The organism is Wenzhouxiangella sediminis, from assembly GCF_003410055.1.
Taxonomy (GTDB): Bacteria; Pseudomonadota; Gammaproteobacteria; order Xanthomonadales; family Wenzhouxiangellaceae; genus Wenzhouxiangella; species Wenzhouxiangella sediminis.
Genome location: NZ_QUZK01000045.1, coordinates 26,527 through 43,365 on the forward strand (window position 1 = coordinate 26,527; position 16,839 = coordinate 43,365).

Genomic DNA, 16,839 nt, shown 5'->3' on the forward strand with positions numbered 1-16,839 from the left:
GTGCATGTGCCAAAGACCGCTGGACAGAGTATCGAATCGGCTTTCCTGGAGTTTCTTGGCGAAACATGGTTGCACCGCGAGCCTTACCTTCTATTCGAAAACACCAATCCAGAGATTGGCCCGCCTCGGATGGCTCACCTTACGTCACTCGAATATACGACCCTCGGCCATGTCGGCGCAAATGAGTGGGAGCGCTTTTTTAAGTTTGGCTTTGTACGCAACCCGTGGACAAGGCTAGTGTCTGAGTACCGTTTCCGCGCATCAAGAATTCGCTCGCCGTTCCGGGAGTGGGTACTAGAGCATTTTCCTCAACCAGGTTGGAGTGACATGTGGCGACATGTGATGCCACAAAGTGACTATCTCTTTGATAGTCGCGGTCGCCAAATGGTAGATTTCATTGGTCGCTTTGAGAATCTCTTAGAAGACTACGGGCTTTTACAGGAGCATTTGGGTGTCGCCCTTCCAAAATTAAGGAAAGTTAACGCCACCAACGAAATTGGCTTCATGGAGCGCGCGCGAACTCAAGGCTTGGCGCACGGAATTCGGGGTGCATTGTCCCGACGTTTGGCCAAATCCCGCGTGAGGAGGCCAGCTGATTGGCGTACTTATTATGATAATGACACAAACGCGTTTGTTGAGCGCTTTTATGCTGAGGATATCGAACGGTTTGGGTATTCGTTCGATAGCTGACTAAATGGCAACGTAACTTTTCTCTCGGACACAGGTCATTATTGCCGTCTAGAACACAGCATAAATAGCAATGGGGTATAGCATGTGGGATTATGTGATGCCGCGTATTCCTCCGAACCTGCGCACATTCCTATCCGGCGATAGATAACTCACGCTAAAAAATCGAAGGCACTGTTATTATTCGCAGAGGCTCCTATTAGAGATTGCTTGAAAAAGTGCTAGACCAACTTAGCATCAGGATAGACGCCCCTCGAAAGGTCAAGGTCACCTGTTTGGAGAACTACTGCCTATACATTGTCCGAGGCAAATCTTGGGATTCAATGCCGGAAACTTGTCAGACGCAAAGCTGCTATGCCTTTCGTACACGTTTGTAGCCAACGACAATCAGTAAAATGACAGGGGATCCCGATGAAATGACAGAACCCGTCGACAGGCAACTCCCAAATTTTTTCCTAGTGGGCGCACCTAAATGTGGAACAACGTCGCTGGCGAGCTGGTTGAATGAGCACTCTGCCGTTTTTATGTGCAAGCCCAAGGAGCCGTTTTTCTTCAGCCGCGACATCCAGTCACCACGTGCTGCAGAAAGCTGGAGCGACTACAGGCGCCTTTTTAAAGGAGCGCAACCTGGCCACCTTGCAATCGGTGAGGCGTCGACTACATATCTTCGAAGCCAGGTAGCAGTGCCAGCCATTCTGGAGCGTGTGCCTTCTGCGCGATTTGTTGTTTGCGTACGAAACCCCGTGGAAATGGTATCTTCCGTTCACGGACAACTGATTCGAAGCGGGCGGGAGGATGTCTATGATCTACGCAAGGCTTGGAACCTACAAGGTGCCCGCCGTGCCGGCCAGGCCCTTCCCCCACTCACCACTGAGGTTGGGGATCTACTCTACGGCGAGGTATGTGCTCTAGGTACACAGTTGAAGCGACTCTTAAAATATGTTGATCGTGCTCAAGTGCTGGTGCTTTTTCTCGATGATCTCCGGCAAAAGCCGGATCGAGTCTGGAGTACATTAACTTCATTTCTCGGTATCCCTCATGACGGACGTCAGACATTCTCGAAGAAGAATGAACGCAGGATTCCAAGGTCGATGAGGCTCACTCGGTTCGTTGCACTGGCCCACCGGACTAAGAACTGGCTAATGCCTAGACGCACCTTGGGAATTGGACCATGGCTGAGAGAAGCACTCGTCCGCGCACCGAGTGAAAGTGAATTTTGTATTCCAGACGACCTTCGCCGCGAGTTGAGATTATTCTTCGAACCGGAAATCACAATGCTTGAGGATCTTACTGACAAGAATCTGTCGAGTTGGCGTCGAAACGACAAATGACCAAACCGAATTTCTTTATCCTCGGCGCACCGAAATGCGGAACGACTTCCGTGGCTACATGGTTGTCGCAACACCCTGAAGCTTTTGTATCAAACCCAAAGGAGCCACGCTACTTTAATTCGGACTGGAAGCTGCCCTTCCGGATCTCGGATGAAGCCTCCTACGAACGACTTTTTGAAAGTGCAGCGGGGTACTCTGCCATCGGAGAAGCGACAACCGGATACCTCGTATCGGACGTCGCAGTGCCTCACATTTTGAAGTATCGTCCAGATGCCCACTTTGTAGTCTGCTTACGGAATCCGGTTGATCTCTTTTTTTCTCTCCACGCGCAACGTCTCAAAGAAGGAATGGAGTCGTTGGCTGATCCCAAATCCGCCTGGGATGCTCAGACTGAGCGCATTCAAGGCAAGGCCATCCCCGTCGGTTGTCCAGAGCCGAAGTTGCTCCATTACGACCGCTATTGTCGATTGGGGACGCAGATGGAGCGACTGCTCGAGCAGATTGAGCGCCCCCGCCTCCACGTTCTGTTTATCGAGGATCTAAATGATAACGCAAACAGGGCTTATAGGCGGCTATGCACTTTTCTAGGCTTACAGCCCTATTCCCTACCCGAGTACAGACCGAGAAATCGCCGCAGCATTCCGAGATCTTTGCTATTAGCGCAGCTATTGCGTGTATCTGGGGTTCTCAAAAGGCGAGTTGGACTTCCACCACTGGGCATAGGAGAGCGCATCCGAAATTTGAATCAAAGAGATTCAAGAATTGCAGTCGAGCCACGGTTCCGCAGTCTACTGGTTGAACACTTCTCCGACGAAGTTACACGCTTGGAACGGCTATTGTCGCGAGATCTTTCGCATTGGCGCGAAGTCAGATCAGGTCCAGCTCTTCCTTATACTTCTCCTGATGAATGATCGGCTAGATGGGCCCGCCATGAACGACCTGCGGGTAACACAGTTTTCTCGGCGAAAAAGCTCCAGCACCTTCAGCATTGAGCGCGTATTTTCTGACGTCCGAAACGCAATGCCTGCGCATGTGATCGTGCGCGACGTGCGCAATGCTAATTTTTCCAAAGGCGCCATCCCTCGCCTTCGAGACGCCTGGGCCGCCCGTCGGCACGCTGGACATGTAAACCATATCACTGGAGACGTACATTATCTCAGCTATTTTTTGCCCAAACGGCACACGATCCTCACCGTGCACGATACGCTATTTGTTGAGCGAGCTCGAGGGATAAAGCGGCTCTTGTTATGGTTTTTTTGGCTATGGCTTCCAATTAGACGCTGTCAGCTTGTAACCGCAATATCTGAAGAAAGCAAACGGCGAGTCCTTCAACTCGTCAGGACTGAACCTGAACGCATTAAGGTTATACCTGATCCCGTCTCGCCCACCTTCAATCCTTGTGAGCCAAATAGACTCACAGGAGCATTCCGTTTGCTGCACGTCGGAACAAAGCCAAACAAGAACCTGGAGCGAATTATTTCGGCGCTCGAGGGGCTTGATATAGAGTTAACAATAATTGGGCGGTTGAATGATGTTCAACGACAGCTACTGGTGAAGCACCGCGTTTCGCATCGGCCATTGGCAAACTTGGACGAAGAACGATTGCACAGCGAGTACTGCCGATCAGACGCTCTTATTTTTGTCTCGCTTGACGAAGGGTTTGGTTTGCCCATCCTTGAAGCGCAGGCGACCGGCAGGCCAGTCATTACCAGCGGAAAGCCTCCCATGGATGAGGTTGCTGGGGACGGCGCTTTGTTTGTTAACCCAAAGAATGTTGCTGAAATACGAGCGGGCGTTGAACAACTGATGCACAATGCCGAACTGCGCTCAACCTTGGTAACCTCCGGATACAAGAACGTGGAAAAATACAAGGCAGAGAGTATTGCTGCTGCTTATGCAAGTCTCTATCAAAGTGTCTGGATTCAAGCCCAGTGAATGTTTTGCACATAGTAGCAGGACTACATCCCGAGAGTGGCGGCCCATCGCGGACAGTTGTTCAACTTTCTGACACTTTGGCAGAAATGCCCGGGTTGGCAGTCCAATTGGTTAGCCAGGGCCGGCCGGGCGATCCCCAAGTAGTTTCTGCACAGGCGGGGGTGTCCCGGCACATCGGCTTGGGAAGCCGACGAATTTCCGCAGGGCTTGCATTGCCCGGCCGAAGAGCGCTACATGATGCGATTGCGACCAATCCCCCACACCTGATGCACAATCATGGGATCTGGAGTCCGTTGAACCACTGGGCTGCGCGTGTTGCCAAGGATAAAGACATTCCGTTGCTGGTTCAGCCTCGAGGCATGCTGGAACCTTGGGCACTAGCCTGGCGCAGCTGGAAGAAAAAGCTCGCCCTGTGGGCATACCAGCGGCGCGACCTCGAAAGTGCCAGCGTTCTCGTCGCGACCGCAGAGCAGGAAGCGGAGGGTCTCCGATGGCTCGGTCTTCGGCAACCGATTGCCGTGATACCCAATGGCGTTGAGTTTGATTTCGCTTCGGCGCCTAGACAGCAGCACGAGAGGACAGGTTTAACAACGCCACGCAGGGCCCTGTTCCTGAGTCGCATTCACCCAAAAAAAGGGTTGTTGAACTTACTCGAAGCCTGGGCCTCCCTCGATTCGCCAGACTGGGTCCTTCAGCTCGCCGGACCGGACGAAGGTGGTCACTTGGCTGAAGTGCAACAAAGCATATCAGCCCTTGGTCTACAGAACCGAGTTCAATACCTAGGATCTATTGACGATAAGAACAAATCGACAGTTTATGAGGCGGCGGATCTCTTCATTTTACCGAGCTTCAGCGAGAACTTCGGAGTTGTGGTAGCTGAGGCGCTCTCTCACGGCTTGCCGGTAATCGCGACACATGGCACCCCTTGGCAGGGCCTAGAACTGCATCGATGTGGTTGGTGGGTAGAGCCCACAGTGAACGAGTTGGCTTCAGCACTGCGAGATGCATTCTCGAAGGATCCCGGGGAACTGTATGAGATGGGAGCTCGTGGGCGCGAGTATGCACTCGAGTTCGAGTGGGACAGCATTGCGCGCCAGACCGCAGATGTCTATCGCTGGATTCTTGGGGAGATGGGGCGTCCGGGGTGCGTGCATCTTGACTAACAGCCATAGGAGACCATGAGCAGGGTCCGCCTCAAACACCATCATATTTCCACGCGCAATAGAGCCGCACGCGTTGTTTGGCAGCTCGTTTGGTTGCTACTCTTTCGCCCAACACCCCGGGTGATGCACAAGTGGCGTCAATTCCTGCTCCGACTGTTTGGCGCACGAATCGCCGGGCCGTCCTATGTTTACCCGTCTGCGCGTATTTGGGCGCCTTGGAATCTAGAGCTTGGAGAGCATGCCACCATAGGTGAGAATGTGGACTGTTACTCGGTTGCAAAGATACGCATAGGCGCCTATTCCACCGTCAGTCAATACAGCTTCCTGTGCTCTGCCAGCCATGATTTCCGCGACCCTGCTATTCTCCGGGGCCCTGAAATGCCACTGGTAGCGGCACCAATAACGATCGGCGAACGGGCTTGGGTTACCGCCGATGTTTTTGTGGCACCGGGCGTCACAATTGGTGACGGCGCGGTCATACTAGCGCGATCTACAGTAGTCGAAGACGTTCCCGCATGGACGGTGATGGGGGGGAATCCGGCAGCACCGCAGGGCCCGCGCAAGCTCCGTTCTTCTACCCGCAGAGAGGATCTTCCAGAGTGAACTTTTCATCGCCATTTTTTGTGAAACTTCGAGCCGTAACCCGACGCCTTGGCCTGAACCGGCTTGCAGCGAGTGTGCTGTTTCGCGGAGACTACGAAGATCGCTTTGGCCCACGGCTGCTCGATGAGATTAGAGCATCTGATACGGTTTGGGATGTGGGGGCGAACGTAGGGCTCTACACATCACAGTTTGCGCAGCGTGCTGGGGACGATGGACGGGTCGTGGCGTTCGAACCGGTACCAGCGTGCTTCTCAGCTCTGGAGAAGGTAGCGATTGAGAGAAGAATAATCCATCCGGTGAATGCTGCCTTAGGCGCGGAAGATGGCTATTTGACAATGGCGCTGGAACCAGACGCGCTGGCGGCCACCCATAGAGTGGTAGAGGAGACGGGTGAGCGCGGCGATGGCGCGTTCGCCCAAGTACCTGTCCGTTCCGGCGAAGGCTATGCGGCACAGCACCCGGATTTCTTTCCCAATGTCATAAAGATTGACGTCGAGGGATTCGAAGGCGAGGTTTTCCAAGGCCTGAGAGCACTTCTCGACGACAAAAGGCTTCGTTGCATCGGAATTGAAATGCATTTTGGATTGTTGCAGCAGCGAGGAGAGTCGGACACACCCAGGAAACTTGAAGATGAGTTGAAAGAGCATGGCTTTCGGCTCGAGTGGACGGACCCCTCACATTTGCTCGCGCTTCGCTAGACGAAGAAATGCAACGAATCTCCCTCGCAGGCACTTCACTTGACGTTTCCCGTCTGGGCTTCGGCACGGCCTCATTGCACCATCTATTGCGGAGGAAGGATCGTGAAGCGTTGCTGGGTGCGGCGTTGGACAGCGGGTTTACACACTTCGATACCGCACGCATGTACGGGGAAGGCACGGCGGAGCGGACCCTTGGCCAATATTTGGGATCCAGGCGCCAACAGCTAACTTTGGCAACCAAGTTCGGAATCCCTGCAGATCCTTTCTTGGAGAAGGCGCCGATCCTCATTTATCCAAAGCGGGCGCTCGGGAGGGTGACTCGAAGAATTTCGCGACAGCGCGATCATAAATCTGTCCGCTGTCTCACGCGGCGATGCCTCGACGAAAGCCTCCGCTTATCGCTGCGTGCCCTGCAAACCGATTGGATCGACATCCTGTTTGTTCACGAGCCACGCCCAGAAGATCGCGAATCGCTGCTCGCTCTTGCTGAACACTTGGACCGCGTTCGAAAGTCCGGAATGGTACGTTACCTGGGACTTGCAGGGAAGGCGACTGACTGCGTGGAGATCGCGAATAGTGTGGAGGGGTTGTTTGATGTACTTCAGGTCGAAGATACGCTGGAGAATCATGAGGCGGACACACTTGGCCAGGCCGGCAAGCCCTTGCAGATCACTTACGGCTATTTGCGCAGAGCCGAGCACGTTCCCCGTTACGTCGGAGCTGGTGACTTGGTCAAGCGGGCACTTGCTAGAAACGCTCATGGATGTGTGCTGGTATCTAGCCGCAATCCCGAACGTGTGCGCGCGCTTGCCAGGTGCGCAGCATAGGTTTGGAGGCAGGAATCGATGCTTCATGACTTGGTAAAACTGACCGAAGCAGCGCCTGTCCAAAGAAAGGCCCAAATATGCATTATCGGGGCCGGAACAGCAGGCTTGTTCCTGGCGCAGCGTCTTCGTCAGCGAGGGATCCGGGTAGTACTGCTAGAAGCGGGAGGCCAGAAATCGAGCCCTCCCGAGGCTGTGGGTCAACAATGTGTGCAGCGTGGGCTCAAGTATCGTGGCGCGCAATCTGGCAGGGCTTTCGGCTTGGGCGGCACATCGGCGCTCTGGGGCGGCCAGTTCATCCCCTTGACACCCCAAGATTTCGGACCGCGGAAGGCCGTTGGTTTCGAACCCTGGCCTCTTTGTTACGACGATCTGGTGCCGTTTTTCAGCGAGGTGCGTGAAGTTCTTGGACTCTTAACACCAGGCCCGGCGCAGAAAGACGACCGCATCGAAAAACGGTTTCGACAGCTCTCGAAGCTGGATCCAGATCTTTTGTTGCGGGTGTCTGAATGGCTTCCTTTCGCCAAGCGAAACTTCGCCCAGCTGTTCGCGCAGAAGCTTAAGGACGACCCGGAATTGGAAGTGTGGCTGAATGCCACAGTCACCGTATTGGAGGTTGAAGCCGGAGATGCTGAATCCCGCTTGCGCGAGGTTCGCGCGAAAGGACCCCACGGACAGAGCCTTCGGATTTGCGCGCAACACGTGGTGGTGAGCGCGGGCGCGCTGGAAAGCACGCGCCTGATTCTGGAAATGAACGAAAGCGTGGCGGCGGGCGGCATGGACGAATCGTCACCACTCGGACGCCATTTTTCGGATCATTTGTCGGTAACTGCTGGCAAGTTCCGATGCGTTGATTCGCGCGGCTTCAATCATGCCATCGGGCCAGTGTTTCAGCGGGGCATCATGCGCACACCTCGGCTTGAGATCTCCCCCGCCGCACAGGCCCGGGAGGCGTTGACCAGCGCTTTCGCCCATTTCACGTTCGAGACCGATGGAACTTCAGGATTTGACCTCGTTAGGAGCTGGCTGCGCAAACGTCAGGGAGAAGCTTTAAATGAAGAGCTGACCCCGGCCAATTTAGCGAAGGCGAGCCGTGATATGGCAAAGCTTGGATTCTGGAAGACGGTCCACCGGAGACTGTGGATTCCGAATGAAGCCAATTTGTTGCTTCAAGTTGATATAGAACAAATCCCTAATTGGGAAAGCCGGCTGACCCTGGCCGATGAGCGTGATGCCTATGGTCGCAAGCGTCTTTCGATCGATTGGCGCATCCATCCGGAAGATATGGGGGCTATTCGACAAGTAGCACACAAAGTGTCACACGCTTGGCAGAACAGCTCTCTCTCACAAGTAGCTAATCTGGAGTTGGAGCCCCTCGACCAGATCGATGGCTTTGACTCTCTCTACGATGTCTATCACCCGACCGGAACACTGCGCATGGGCGTCAGCCCAAGAGACTCCGTAGTGGATAAGAACCTGCGCTTGTGGGGCTTTCAGAACTGCTATATCTCAAGCACTGCAGTATTTCCTTCTGCCGGTAGCGCAAACCCTGGATTTACACATCTTGCACTTACAGCACGTTTGGCAAAGCACCTTGCAGAGCGTCTCGACGCATGAGGGAGAAGAATGCCAATTGGCCGCTGGCTCTTACGGATAAACTTTTCCCTGCAAATGAAGGCTCTATCGGGGATTTTCTGAAAGTCTATGACTCCCGAGCCATTGAAGCATTTGCGACGCCGTGAACCTGACTGCCATCATCCTCACGCTAAATGAAGAACAGCACCTGCCGCGCTGCCTGGAAAGCCTGCGCGACGTTACAGATAGCGTGCTGGTAGCAGACAGCTTTTCTTCGGACAGGACCGTGGCGATCGCCGAGGCTCAAGGGGCGCGGGTGGTTCAGCATCCTTTCGTGAACCACGCCCAACAGTTCAACTGGGCCCTGGCGCAGCTGGATCCATGTACGGATTGGGTGCTGCGCATCGACGCGGACGAATATCTCACTCCCGAATTGGCGGTGGAGATTCGAGAGCGGCTGGAGGGCCTCAGGTCTGAGATAGACGGGGTGCTCCTCGAAAGGCGCATGACCTTTCAGGGTCGCATGATCCGATTCGGGGGAGTGTTCCCCGTGCAGGTGCTACGCCTGTTTCGTTACGGCCGTGGCGAGTGCGAGAATCGCTGGATGGATGAGCACATTAGAGTTTCAGGGGAAACAATCAGATTCGTTAGCGAATTAATTGACGATAACCTCAACTCACTCACTTGGTGGATTGACAAGCACAATCGGTATGCCAATCGAGAAGCAGTGGAAATGCTAAATCTGGAGTACGGTTTCATGCCAAGTGGCTCTGCCACTAACCTTCGGAGTGGCACGCAGGCCGGCCTCAAGCGCTGGCTTAAGGAGCGAGTGTACGCGAACTTGCCCGGCGGGGCTCGGGCGACATTTTATTTTCTCTACCGTTACATTCTCCGAGCGGGCTTTCTGGATGGACGGGCAGGCTTTGCTTTTCATTTCCTACAAGGTTTCTGGTACCGCTATCTGGTCGATGCGAAAGTGGCGGAGGTTCGGCGCCACATGGCAAACACGGGATCACCTATCCAGAAATCAATACTGGCTGTTTTAGAAATTGATGTTGGCCATCGGCCCAAGTCAGAATGAAGATTTCCGTTATCACAGCCACCTATAACTCGGCTGCAACCATCGACGAGTGTCTTGGCTCCATTGCTGCCCAGGATTGGCAGGATGTCGAGCATATCGTGATCGACGGCGGTAGCACCGATGGCACGCTCGAAGTGCTGGAGCGCACCGGCAGCCGGATTGCACAACTGGTCAGCGAGCCTGATGACGGCATTTATGACGCGCTGAACAAGGGCATCGGGCTGGCAAGCGGTGATGTTGTAGGGTTTCTCCATGCCGACGACGTTCTCGCGTCAGACGATGTGCTCTCGCGCATTGCTCGTGACTTTGAGGGTGGGAACTTCGGCGGGGTCTACGGGGACCTGCAGTATGTACGGAACGACGATTCCGGTGCCATTGTTCGTCACTGGGAGGCTGGCAGTTTCAGCTCAAGCCGGCTTCGGTGGGGCTGGATGCCGCCGCATCCTGCGCTCTACGTCCGGCGCGAATGGTACGAGCGGCTGGGCGCATTCAATACCCGCTTTCGAATCGCCGCCGACTACCTCTGTATGCTCAAACTTTTCTCCCACCCTGAGTTTCAGGCTGCCTACCTGCCAGATGTGCTTGTCCGCATGCGAGTCGGGGGCGCAAGCAATCGCTCGCTGAAGAACATCATCCGCAAGTCCAGAGAGGATCTGGAGGCGTTGAGAGCGACGGGAGTGGGGGCCTGGGGTGGATACGGTGCCCTGGCCTGGAAGAATCTTTCGAAGATTAAGCAGTTTTCTCGGGCTAGGAAGTTTCGATAGACAAGGTTTCAGGTTTCAGTAAGATTCTAGGGTCTAGGTGAATTTTTCTGTCACCAGCAGTGTGCTCGCTTTACGAGCCTCGAAACTTGGGCTTGCTTCGTAGGGGATCAAGACATTTTCGGCGGCTGATACTTGGGCGCCTTTTTCTGAATCGAGCGCGCCGGAGGCCAAGCTGAGTATTCTGGGTTGTTCATTACCTTCGAATGCCAGCGTTTCGCCTTCTTGGAGATTGATTTGGCGTAGTCGGAAATCTTTGCAATCGGCAATGACGCGCTCGCCGGATTCGGTAAACGGCTGCAACGGATCGGGCTCGATGTCTTCGAAGTCGGTGGATTGCAGGCTTTCTTTGACGTGGAGCTGGCGTGGCTTGCCGTCCAGGCCCTTACGGCCCCAGTCGTAGACGCGGTAGGTGGTGTCGGAATTCTGCTGGATTTCCAGGATCAGGTTGCCGGCGTCGATGGCGTGCAGGCGGCCGGATTCGAGGAGCATGGCCTGCCCTGGTTGAACATTGAATCGATGCAGCAGTGGTTCCAGGGCTTGCTCATCGATGGCTGCTTCGAAGGCTGTTCGGGTAACGCCCCTCTTGAGGCCGACGATCAGCGCCGCGTCGTCGCGGGCATGGGCGATGTACCAGCATTCGGTTTTCGCCTCGCCGCCGAGGCGGCGCGCGACTTCCTCCGGCGGGTGAACCTGTAGGCTCAGGCGCTGGCTGCAGTCCAGCCACTTGACCAGGATGGGGAATGGTTTAGAGGAATCGTAGCCAGGCCCCATGATGGCTTCACCGTCGCGCTCGAGCAGCTCGCGAAGCGTCAGGCCGGTTCTTTCGTCGACGGACTGGGCTTCGGGCCGGTCAACGATCTCCCAGGATTCGCCATATGGCTGGTGGTCCGGGAGGGTTCGGCCGAGCTTCTCCTCGAGGGCGCGCCCGCCCCATACCCGCTTTTGATAGACAGGTTTGAACTTGATGATATTCATGGTTTCTTGCCGTATACGCCACCTGTCATCGTAAACCATTCGACATGCGGTTTCGAGCCTTGTGGGTGCGGGGTTGCAACGGCCCGTGCTTCGGGGATATTGTTTTGTTGGCAGTAGTACTTTCCACATGGCAAAGGGGAAAGGTAGATGGGGATTAGTCTAAGCGCAGCTTTCGCTGCTGCGGTCGTATCAAGTGGGGTCATCGCGCTGTTTCGAAGAGTGGCGCACAGCACCGGGCTGGTGGATGACCCATGCGAGCGCAGGCGGCACAAACAGTCCACGCCGGTTGTCGGCGGGATCGGCATTGTGCTCGGCTACCTGGTGGCCGCTGCCCTGCTCGATCTGCCGCTTGCCAGTGGCTGGGGCACCTTCCTGGCCGGCGTGATCCTTCTGGGCACCGTGGGCGTTGTCGACGATGCCTTCGAGGTCAGCTCGCGGTTTCGGCTTCTGACCCAGTTCGGCGTCGTGGCCGCCGTGCTCTGGATTGGCGACCTTCAGATTAACCAGCTGGGCAATCTCACCGGCTTCGGGCCGATCGGGCTTTGGATCTTCGCGCCGGTGTTCACCCTGCTTTGCATGATGCTGATGATCAACGCCGTGAACATGCTCGACGGCGTGGATGGATTGGCCGGCGGCACCAGCCTGGTGACGCTGGCGGGGTTTGCCGCCCTGCTCTGGCTGGACGGTGCATCGGGCTGGCAGGCGCCCTTGCTGTTCTCGATGGCCGTTGTGGGGTTTCTTGCCTACAACCTGCGGGGGCCCTGGCGGAAGAGTGCCTCGGTGTTCATGGGGGATGCGGGGTCGACGGTGCTTGGATTTGTTCTGGCCTGGTTGGCGGTGTATGCCACGCAGGCCGAGGGGGCAACGGTTTATCCGGTGGCGGTGGCCTGGATGCTGGTGTTGCCGGCTGCCGACGCGCTCAGCCTGTTTTTCCGGCGCCTTGCGAAGGGGCGCAATCCGCTTTCGGCCGATCGCTGCCATTTGCATCATGTGCTGGTGCGGTCGGGGCTTTCGATGACGACTACGGTTTACCTGCTGATACTGGGGCAGACGGTGTTTGTCGGGATTGGCATTGTCGGGTGGCATTACCGGGTGTCGGAGTGGGTGATGTTTTGGCCGTTGGCCGTGATGTTCGCGGCGTACCAACTGGTGATGTGGCGGGCGGATTTGGTTTTGCGGGGGCTTCGGCGGAAGTTGAGGGGTAGCTGAGGTTTCAGGTTTCAGGGTTTCAGGTTTCAGGTTTCAGGTTTCAGGTTTCAGGTTTCAGGAAAACAAGCGACTTCGTCGCCCCGGGCTTGAGCCGGGGTCTTTCATCGGTGGGTGCCTTCGGTTGGGAGGTCCCGGATCGGAGTCCGGGACGACGCTTTGCGTCGGTTTGGTGGGCGGCTTCGCCGCGTTGGAGTTGGAGGCGCGGGTGTTTTGATTGATGCGTTTTACGCATCCTACGGTTGATACTTGCGGCTAAGGAAGGCCCCGGGAGGAGTCCGGGGCCTTCTTTGGCTTTGGCCGGTGGTTACGGCTCTGGGTTGTCATCATCGCCGTCGCCAGGACCGCCCGGTCCCGGGTTACCACCGCCACCGGATCCTCCGGAGCCGGCCTGGGCGGCGCAGGTGTCGGCAGGGTCGATGTTGCCGCATGAGAGGTTCATGCAGGCGTAGCCCGAGCCGCCGTTGCCGTCGCTGACATTCAGCATGAGGGCGCCGCCCTGGTTGGCCCAGCATTGGGCGCTGACGACCGGGCCGGAAGCCATGGTCAGGATCAGACCGCCCGTGGTGGACCAGGTGTAGTTGTGACTGGTGTCGAGCGGGTCGGCATTGCACAGGTAGTAGCCGCTTTGCGGCTCGCACTGGATGCTGACGTTGATGGATTGGGCCGAAGCCGTCCCCGAGAACAGCCCGAGGGCCATGAGGCCCGCTACCACGGGCAATAGACATGATTTACGCATTTGCAAACTCCTTTTGTTTATGCGTTTTTCCTGTCCCCTTCCCATGGACTTCTTGTAAGTTTTGCGTTGCGCAAAACGTGCAGCGGGTCACAGTTTTGTTTTTGTAGCTATCTGATTAGGCTGCGGTTTTTACCCTAGCGGGAGGGGATTCGGGAGTCAAGGTTTGGAGGGAGGTTTCAGGTTTCAGGGGTTCAGGTTTCAGGAAAACAGTTTGTTGCCCCGGGCTTGATCCGGGGCCGTTCATGACGCTGGCGCCTTCGGTTGGGAGGTCCCGGATCGGGGTCCGGGACGACGTTGCGCGTCGGTTCAGGTGGCTTCGGTTGGGAGGTTGTCCCGGCTCATGGGCCGGGACAATGGTTTGTGGGGCGGGATTGCGCCGGGTGACGCTTCAGAGTTTGTCGTATGGCTCTGGCTGCTTATCGGCGACGCGGGATAGGGCTTCTTCGAACTTCGCTCGGCTACCCGCGCTGGCGCGCTGCGCCAGGTAGTCCTCGGTGGACAGCGCAGAGATCTTTTCTGCGACAGCCGTCGTGATCAGGTGGTTGATGGACGTGCCCTCTTTTTTCGCCAACTCTCTGAGATGCTGGTGGAGGGATTCCGGAATTCGCAGGCTGATTGTGCTCATGGTAGCTCTCCGATGGCTTTCAGGAACTCTCGTGCTGTGACGATCGAAATACCGAAGCGCTCCGCGCCCCTGAAATCATTTCTGATTATGCCGCGGTATCAGTCAGGTTTCAGGTAAAGAAGGGGTTCCGGGTTCAGGGTTCGGGGTTCCGGAAATCACTCGTCGCCCCGGGCTTGATCCGGGGGCTTCTCTGACGTTGGCGCCTTCGGTGGGGAATAGGTTTCAGGTTTCAGGTTTCAGGTTTCAGGGTTCAGGTTTCAGGAAAGACGGCTACCCCGTCGCCCCGGACTTGATCCGGGGCCTTCTCTGACGTTGGCGTCTTCGGTTGGGAGGTCCCGGATCTGGGTCCGGGACGACGCTGCGGTTCGCTTTGCGTCGGTTCAGGTCTGCTTAGCCTTTGCAGGTTGGAGTGGGGTCGGTGCCGCAGTTGATTTGTACGCAGGCGCTTGCCTGGCCTTCGGGGGTTTTGGTTTGTAGCCACAGGGCGCCGGTTTGGCCTTCTTTGCAGCGGATGCTGGCCATGGGGCCGGAGGCCAGGTTGAGGGCCAGGTCGCCGGTGACGGACCATTCGTGCTCTACGGCTTCGCCCTGGGATCTTGCCTCGCAGAGGTGGTAGCCCGGGCGGGCTTCGCATTCGATGGTGGGTTGGGTGGTTTCCGTGGCGGCCAGGTTGGTGGTGGCGGCTGCCAGGAGGATGGCCGGGATGGCGGCCAGTTGCCGGTTTGTGCGCATGGTGGGCTCCTTGGTTGCGCAGTCCACCCCTTTTAAAACAACGTTCGTTCGTTAATTCGTTCTTTCGTTCTTTCGTTCGTCGCGGCTTGGTGGGCGCGACGGCTGAACGACCATAGCTTAACGGGCCGAAGGCCGGTGGTGATTGTGGAAACAAGGTTGATTGCGTGACGCATTTCTCATTATTGATGATTGGGCTCGCGGCGGCCGGCATTTTCGGGCTGGGATGGTGGCTGGCGGCGCCGGTGGCGTTTTGGGGACGTTGGGTGATTCGGGGTGTGTTGGCGGGGGTGCTGGCGGCGCTTCTGGTGCCGGCTTCTGCTATTCAGGTGCTCGAGGACTGGGTGAAGGCCTGGTTGCCGGTGGCGGCTTCGGCTTCTTCGGCGGCGGGGGCGGATTGGGTGGTGCATTTCTTTTCGTTTGCGGGCTTGGGTGCCCTGCTCTTTTACTTTCGGCGGGATGTTCCTGCGGCGGCGATCGGGGCCGGCTTGATTGGATTGGGCGGGTTGACTGAGGTTTTGCAGTATTTTGTTGAAGGGCGGTCCGCGGCTGTTGGGGATTTGGTGGCTGACGGGATTGGGGTTGGTGTTGGGTATCTGGTTGCCTGGGGGATGGCGGTGCGGCTGGAGCCGCGTTGAATAGGTTTCAGGTTTCAGGTTTCAGGTTTCAGGTTTCAGGTTTCAGGAAAGGCAATTGACCTCGTCGCCCCGGGCCTGATCCGGGGCCTTCTTTGACGCTAGCGCCTTCGGGTGGGAGGTCCCGGCTCGGGGGCCGGGACGACGCTTTGCGTCGGTTGGCGCCTTCGGTTGGGAGGTCCCGGCTCGGGGGCCGGGACGACGCTGCGCGTCGGTTCGGGGTTCCGGGAAAGACTTCTGGGTCGGGAGCGAAGGATTCAGCCAAGTTGCCTGGCTTGGTCGGCGACATGCTCCCAAAACTGAAGGAGGTCGGCTGCGCTTCGCACGAACTGATTTAGCGCAGCGGCCTTGAGCTCGGGAGCATCGGGATACTCGTGGGCGATTGTATTGCGCGCGATTCGGAGCTCGCGCCATTGTTCGGCCGACGGAATGATGCCGATGCGCTCCAGACGTTGGAGCTTTTGTGCAAACGGCGCGTCCAAGGCGAGTGGTTCTTCGGCCAGGTCAAGCAGCATGGGCAGTACCTGCTCCCCCAGGGTGGCCTGCAATTTCGTGAAGCGGTAGGCCATCTGGTCCAGCAGACGCAGCCGGGGCCTGGTCAGTGCCTCGATACTTGCCGCCGAATATGCGGGTTCACCGTGCTCGTCAAGATCTTCAGCGAGAATTTCCGCGTGCAGCCCGCATTCCCTGAGCGCGGATTCGAGCTTGCTCCGGGAGGACCCGCTCACAGCCGAACACCTTCACTTCTTGCGATCTGATCGATGGCCCGCGGTTCGCGGTGCAGCGGCGTGGAAAGCACGACGTCCACTTTTTCGCCTGCCAGAGCCGTGCTCCTGTCCAATTCGCAAAGAAATCTCAGCTTCGCACGGGTGAGCCAATCGGCGTCGTCGGAATCGCACTCAACGTACAGATCAAAATCGCCGCCCTTACGCTGGTCGTTCGTACGCGAGCCGAACAGCCGGACCGTCACGTTAGGCCCGAAGGCACGACGCGCAGCAGAGAGGATGGCCTGATGTTGCTGTTCGGTGATGCGCATGGGGCGATTATAGCGAACTGGAAAGACGGGTTCGGGGTTCGGGGTTCCGGGGCGGCAGACGAGAGGGTTGGTGGGCGGCTTTGCCGCGATAGGGGTTGGGTTTCAGGTTTCAGGTTTCAGGTTTCAGGAAAAGCAATTGACCTCGTTGCCCCGGACCTGATCCGGGCCTCCCATCGGTTGGCGCCTTCGGTGGGGAGGTCCCGGCTCGGGGGCCGGGACGACGCTTTGCGTCG

18 protein-coding genes are annotated in these 16,839 nt (G+C 56.9%); 12 read left to right on the top strand and 6 right to left on the bottom strand.

The window, feature by feature from the left end; genetic code table 11:
• The 10 genes from DZC52_RS12255 (at position 1) to DZC52_RS12305 (ending at position 10,661) form a co-directional block, all read left to right on the top strand.
• The gene (locus tag DZC52_RS12255; protein ID WP_181918933.1) at positions 1-690 is read left to right on the top strand and encodes a sulfotransferase family 2 domain-containing protein; all 690 of its coding nucleotides are present in this window, start codon (positions 1-3) and stop codon (positions 688-690) included.
• 392 nt (positions 691-1,082) lie between these two features.
• On the top strand, positions 1,083-2,018 hold the full coding sequence (locus DZC52_RS12260) for a sulfotransferase domain-containing protein (protein WP_116651438.1): 936 nt from the start codon (positions 1,083-1,085) through the stop codon (positions 2,016-2,018).
• Positions 2,015-2,929: a sulfotransferase domain-containing protein gene (locus DZC52_RS15970; RefSeq protein ID WP_116651439.1), complete on the top strand. Its 915-nt coding sequence runs from the start codon at positions 2,015-2,017 to the stop codon at positions 2,927-2,929. The genes DZC52_RS12260 and DZC52_RS15970 overlap by 4 nt, the downstream gene beginning before the upstream one ends.
• Before the next feature lie 19 nt (positions 2,930-2,948).
• A complete protein-coding gene (locus tag DZC52_RS12270) occupies positions 2,949-3,953 on the top strand; it encodes a glycosyltransferase (RefSeq protein ID WP_181918934.1) in 1,005 nt (334 codons plus the stop codon).
• Entirely contained in the window at positions 3,950-5,116 is a 1,167-nt protein-coding gene (locus tag DZC52_RS12275; RefSeq protein WP_116651441.1) for a glycosyltransferase, read from the top strand. Before DZC52_RS12270 ends, DZC52_RS12275 begins: the two co-directional genes overlap by 4 nt.
• Before the next feature lie 599 nt (positions 5,117-5,715).
• Complete coding sequence (locus DZC52_RS12285; protein ID WP_181918935.1) at positions 5,716-6,417, top strand: FkbM family methyltransferase; 702 nt, start codon at positions 5,716-5,718, stop codon at positions 6,415-6,417.
• Between the two features lie 8 nt (positions 6,418-6,425).
• Entirely contained in the window at positions 6,426-7,244 is an 819-nt protein-coding gene (locus DZC52_RS12290; protein ID WP_116651444.1) for an aldo/keto reductase, read from the top strand.
• A gap of 18 nt (positions 7,245-7,262) precedes the next feature.
• Positions 7,263-8,858, top strand: coding sequence for a GMC oxidoreductase (locus DZC52_RS12295; protein WP_116651445.1), 1,596 nt, complete (start codon positions 7,263-7,265; stop codon positions 8,856-8,858).
• Between the two features lie 121 nt (positions 8,859-8,979).
• The gene (locus DZC52_RS12300) at positions 8,980-9,897 is read left to right on the top strand and encodes a glycosyltransferase family 2 protein (protein WP_116651446.1); all 918 of its coding nucleotides are present in this window, start codon (positions 8,980-8,982) and stop codon (positions 9,895-9,897) included.
• On the top strand, positions 9,894-10,661 hold the full coding sequence (locus tag DZC52_RS12305; protein WP_116651447.1) for a glycosyltransferase family 2 protein: 768 nt from the start codon (positions 9,894-9,896) through the stop codon (positions 10,659-10,661). Before DZC52_RS12300 ends, DZC52_RS12305 begins: the two co-directional genes overlap by 4 nt.
• A 33-nt stretch (positions 10,662-10,694) precedes the next feature.
• Here DZC52_RS12305 and DZC52_RS12310 read toward each other — a convergent pair whose 3' ends face one another.
• Complete coding sequence (locus DZC52_RS12310; protein WP_116651448.1) at positions 10,695-11,636, bottom strand: type I phosphomannose isomerase catalytic subunit; 942 nt, start codon at positions 11,634-11,636, stop codon at positions 10,695-10,697.
• A 219-nt stretch (positions 11,637-11,855) separates the two neighbouring features.
• On the opposite strand from DZC52_RS12310, the gene DZC52_RS12315 reads away from it, so the two are divergent.
• Positions 11,856-12,845 (top strand): MraY family glycosyltransferase, encoded by a 990-nt coding sequence (locus DZC52_RS12315; RefSeq protein ID WP_181918936.1) that lies wholly within the window; start codon positions 11,856-11,858, stop codon positions 12,843-12,845.
• Between the two features lie 304 nt (positions 12,846-13,149).
• Here DZC52_RS12315 and DZC52_RS12320 read toward each other — a convergent pair whose 3' ends face one another.
• The 3 genes from DZC52_RS12320 to DZC52_RS12330 all read right to left on the bottom strand — a co-directional run bounded on the left by DZC52_RS12320 (position 13,150) and on the right by DZC52_RS12330 (position 14,938).
• Positions 13,150-13,581, bottom strand: coding sequence for a hypothetical protein (locus tag DZC52_RS12320; RefSeq protein ID WP_147307693.1), 432 nt, complete (start codon positions 13,579-13,581; stop codon positions 13,150-13,152).
• Positions 13,582-13,969: 388 nt separating this feature from the next.
• Positions 13,970-14,206: a toxin-antitoxin system HicB family antitoxin gene (locus DZC52_RS12325; RefSeq protein WP_116651451.1), complete on the bottom strand. Its 237-nt coding sequence runs from the start codon at positions 14,204-14,206 to the stop codon at positions 13,970-13,972.
• 390 nt (positions 14,207-14,596) lie between these two features.
• On the bottom strand, positions 14,597-14,938 hold the full coding sequence (locus DZC52_RS12330) for a hypothetical protein (RefSeq protein WP_147307694.1): 342 nt from the start codon (positions 14,936-14,938) through the stop codon (positions 14,597-14,599).
• Positions 14,939-15,102: 164 nt separating this feature from the next.
• Here DZC52_RS12330 and DZC52_RS15870 point away from each other — a divergent pair, with 164 nt between their 5' ends.
• Positions 15,103-15,573, top strand: coding sequence for a VanZ family protein (locus DZC52_RS15870; RefSeq protein WP_147307695.1), 471 nt, complete (start codon positions 15,103-15,105; stop codon positions 15,571-15,573).
• A gap of 254 nt (positions 15,574-15,827) precedes the next feature.
• Here the strand turns inward: DZC52_RS15870 and DZC52_RS12340 are convergent, their stop codons facing one another.
• Positions 15,828-16,298, bottom strand: coding sequence for a hypothetical protein (locus tag DZC52_RS12340; RefSeq protein ID WP_116651454.1), 471 nt, complete (start codon positions 16,296-16,298; stop codon positions 15,828-15,830).
• On the bottom strand, positions 16,295-16,606 hold the full coding sequence (locus DZC52_RS12345) for a nucleotidyltransferase domain-containing protein (protein ID WP_116651455.1): 312 nt from the start codon (positions 16,604-16,606) through the stop codon (positions 16,295-16,297). The genes DZC52_RS12340 and DZC52_RS12345 overlap by 4 nt, the downstream gene beginning before the upstream one ends.
• Positions 16,607-16,839: the final 233 nt, after the last annotated feature.

Bases quoted from the DNA above. Each gene is read 5' to 3' on its own strand.
- DZC52_RS12260 (WP_116651438.1), top strand. From the start codon at position 1,083: ATGACAGGGGATCCCGATGAAATGACAGAACCCGTCGACAGGCAACTC.
- DZC52_RS15970 (WP_116651439.1), top strand. From the start codon at position 2,015: ATGACCAAACCGAATTTCTTTATCCTCGGCGCACCGAAATGCGGAACG.
- DZC52_RS12270 (WP_181918934.1), top strand. From the start codon at position 2,949: ATGAACGACCTGCGGGTAACACAGTTTTCTCGGCGAAAAAGCTCCAGC.
- DZC52_RS12290 (WP_116651444.1), top strand. From the start codon at position 6,426: ATGCAACGAATCTCCCTCGCAGGCACTTCACTTGACGTTTCCCGTCTG.
- DZC52_RS12295 (WP_116651445.1), top strand. From the start codon at position 7,263: ATGCTTCATGACTTGGTAAAACTGACCGAAGCAGCGCCTGTCCAAAGA.
- DZC52_RS12305 (WP_116651447.1), top strand. From the start codon at position 9,894: ATGAAGATTTCCGTTATCACAGCCACCTATAACTCGGCTGCAACCATC.
- DZC52_RS12310 (WP_116651448.1), bottom strand. From the start codon at position 11,636: ATGAATATCATCAAGTTCAAACCTGTCTATCAAAAGCGGGTATGGGGC.
- DZC52_RS12320 (WP_147307693.1), bottom strand. From the start codon at position 13,581: ATGCGTAAATCATGTCTATTGCCCGTGGTAGCGGGCCTCATGGCCCTC.
- DZC52_RS12325 (WP_116651451.1), bottom strand. From the start codon at position 14,206: ATGAGCACAATCAGCCTGCGAATTCCGGAATCCCTCCACCAGCATCTC.
- DZC52_RS12330 (WP_147307694.1), bottom strand. From the start codon at position 14,938: ATGCGCACAAACCGGCAACTGGCCGCCATCCCGGCCATCCTCCTGGCA.
- DZC52_RS12345 (WP_116651455.1), bottom strand. From the start codon at position 16,606: ATGCGCATCACCGAACAGCAACATCAGGCCATCCTCTCTGCTGCGCGT.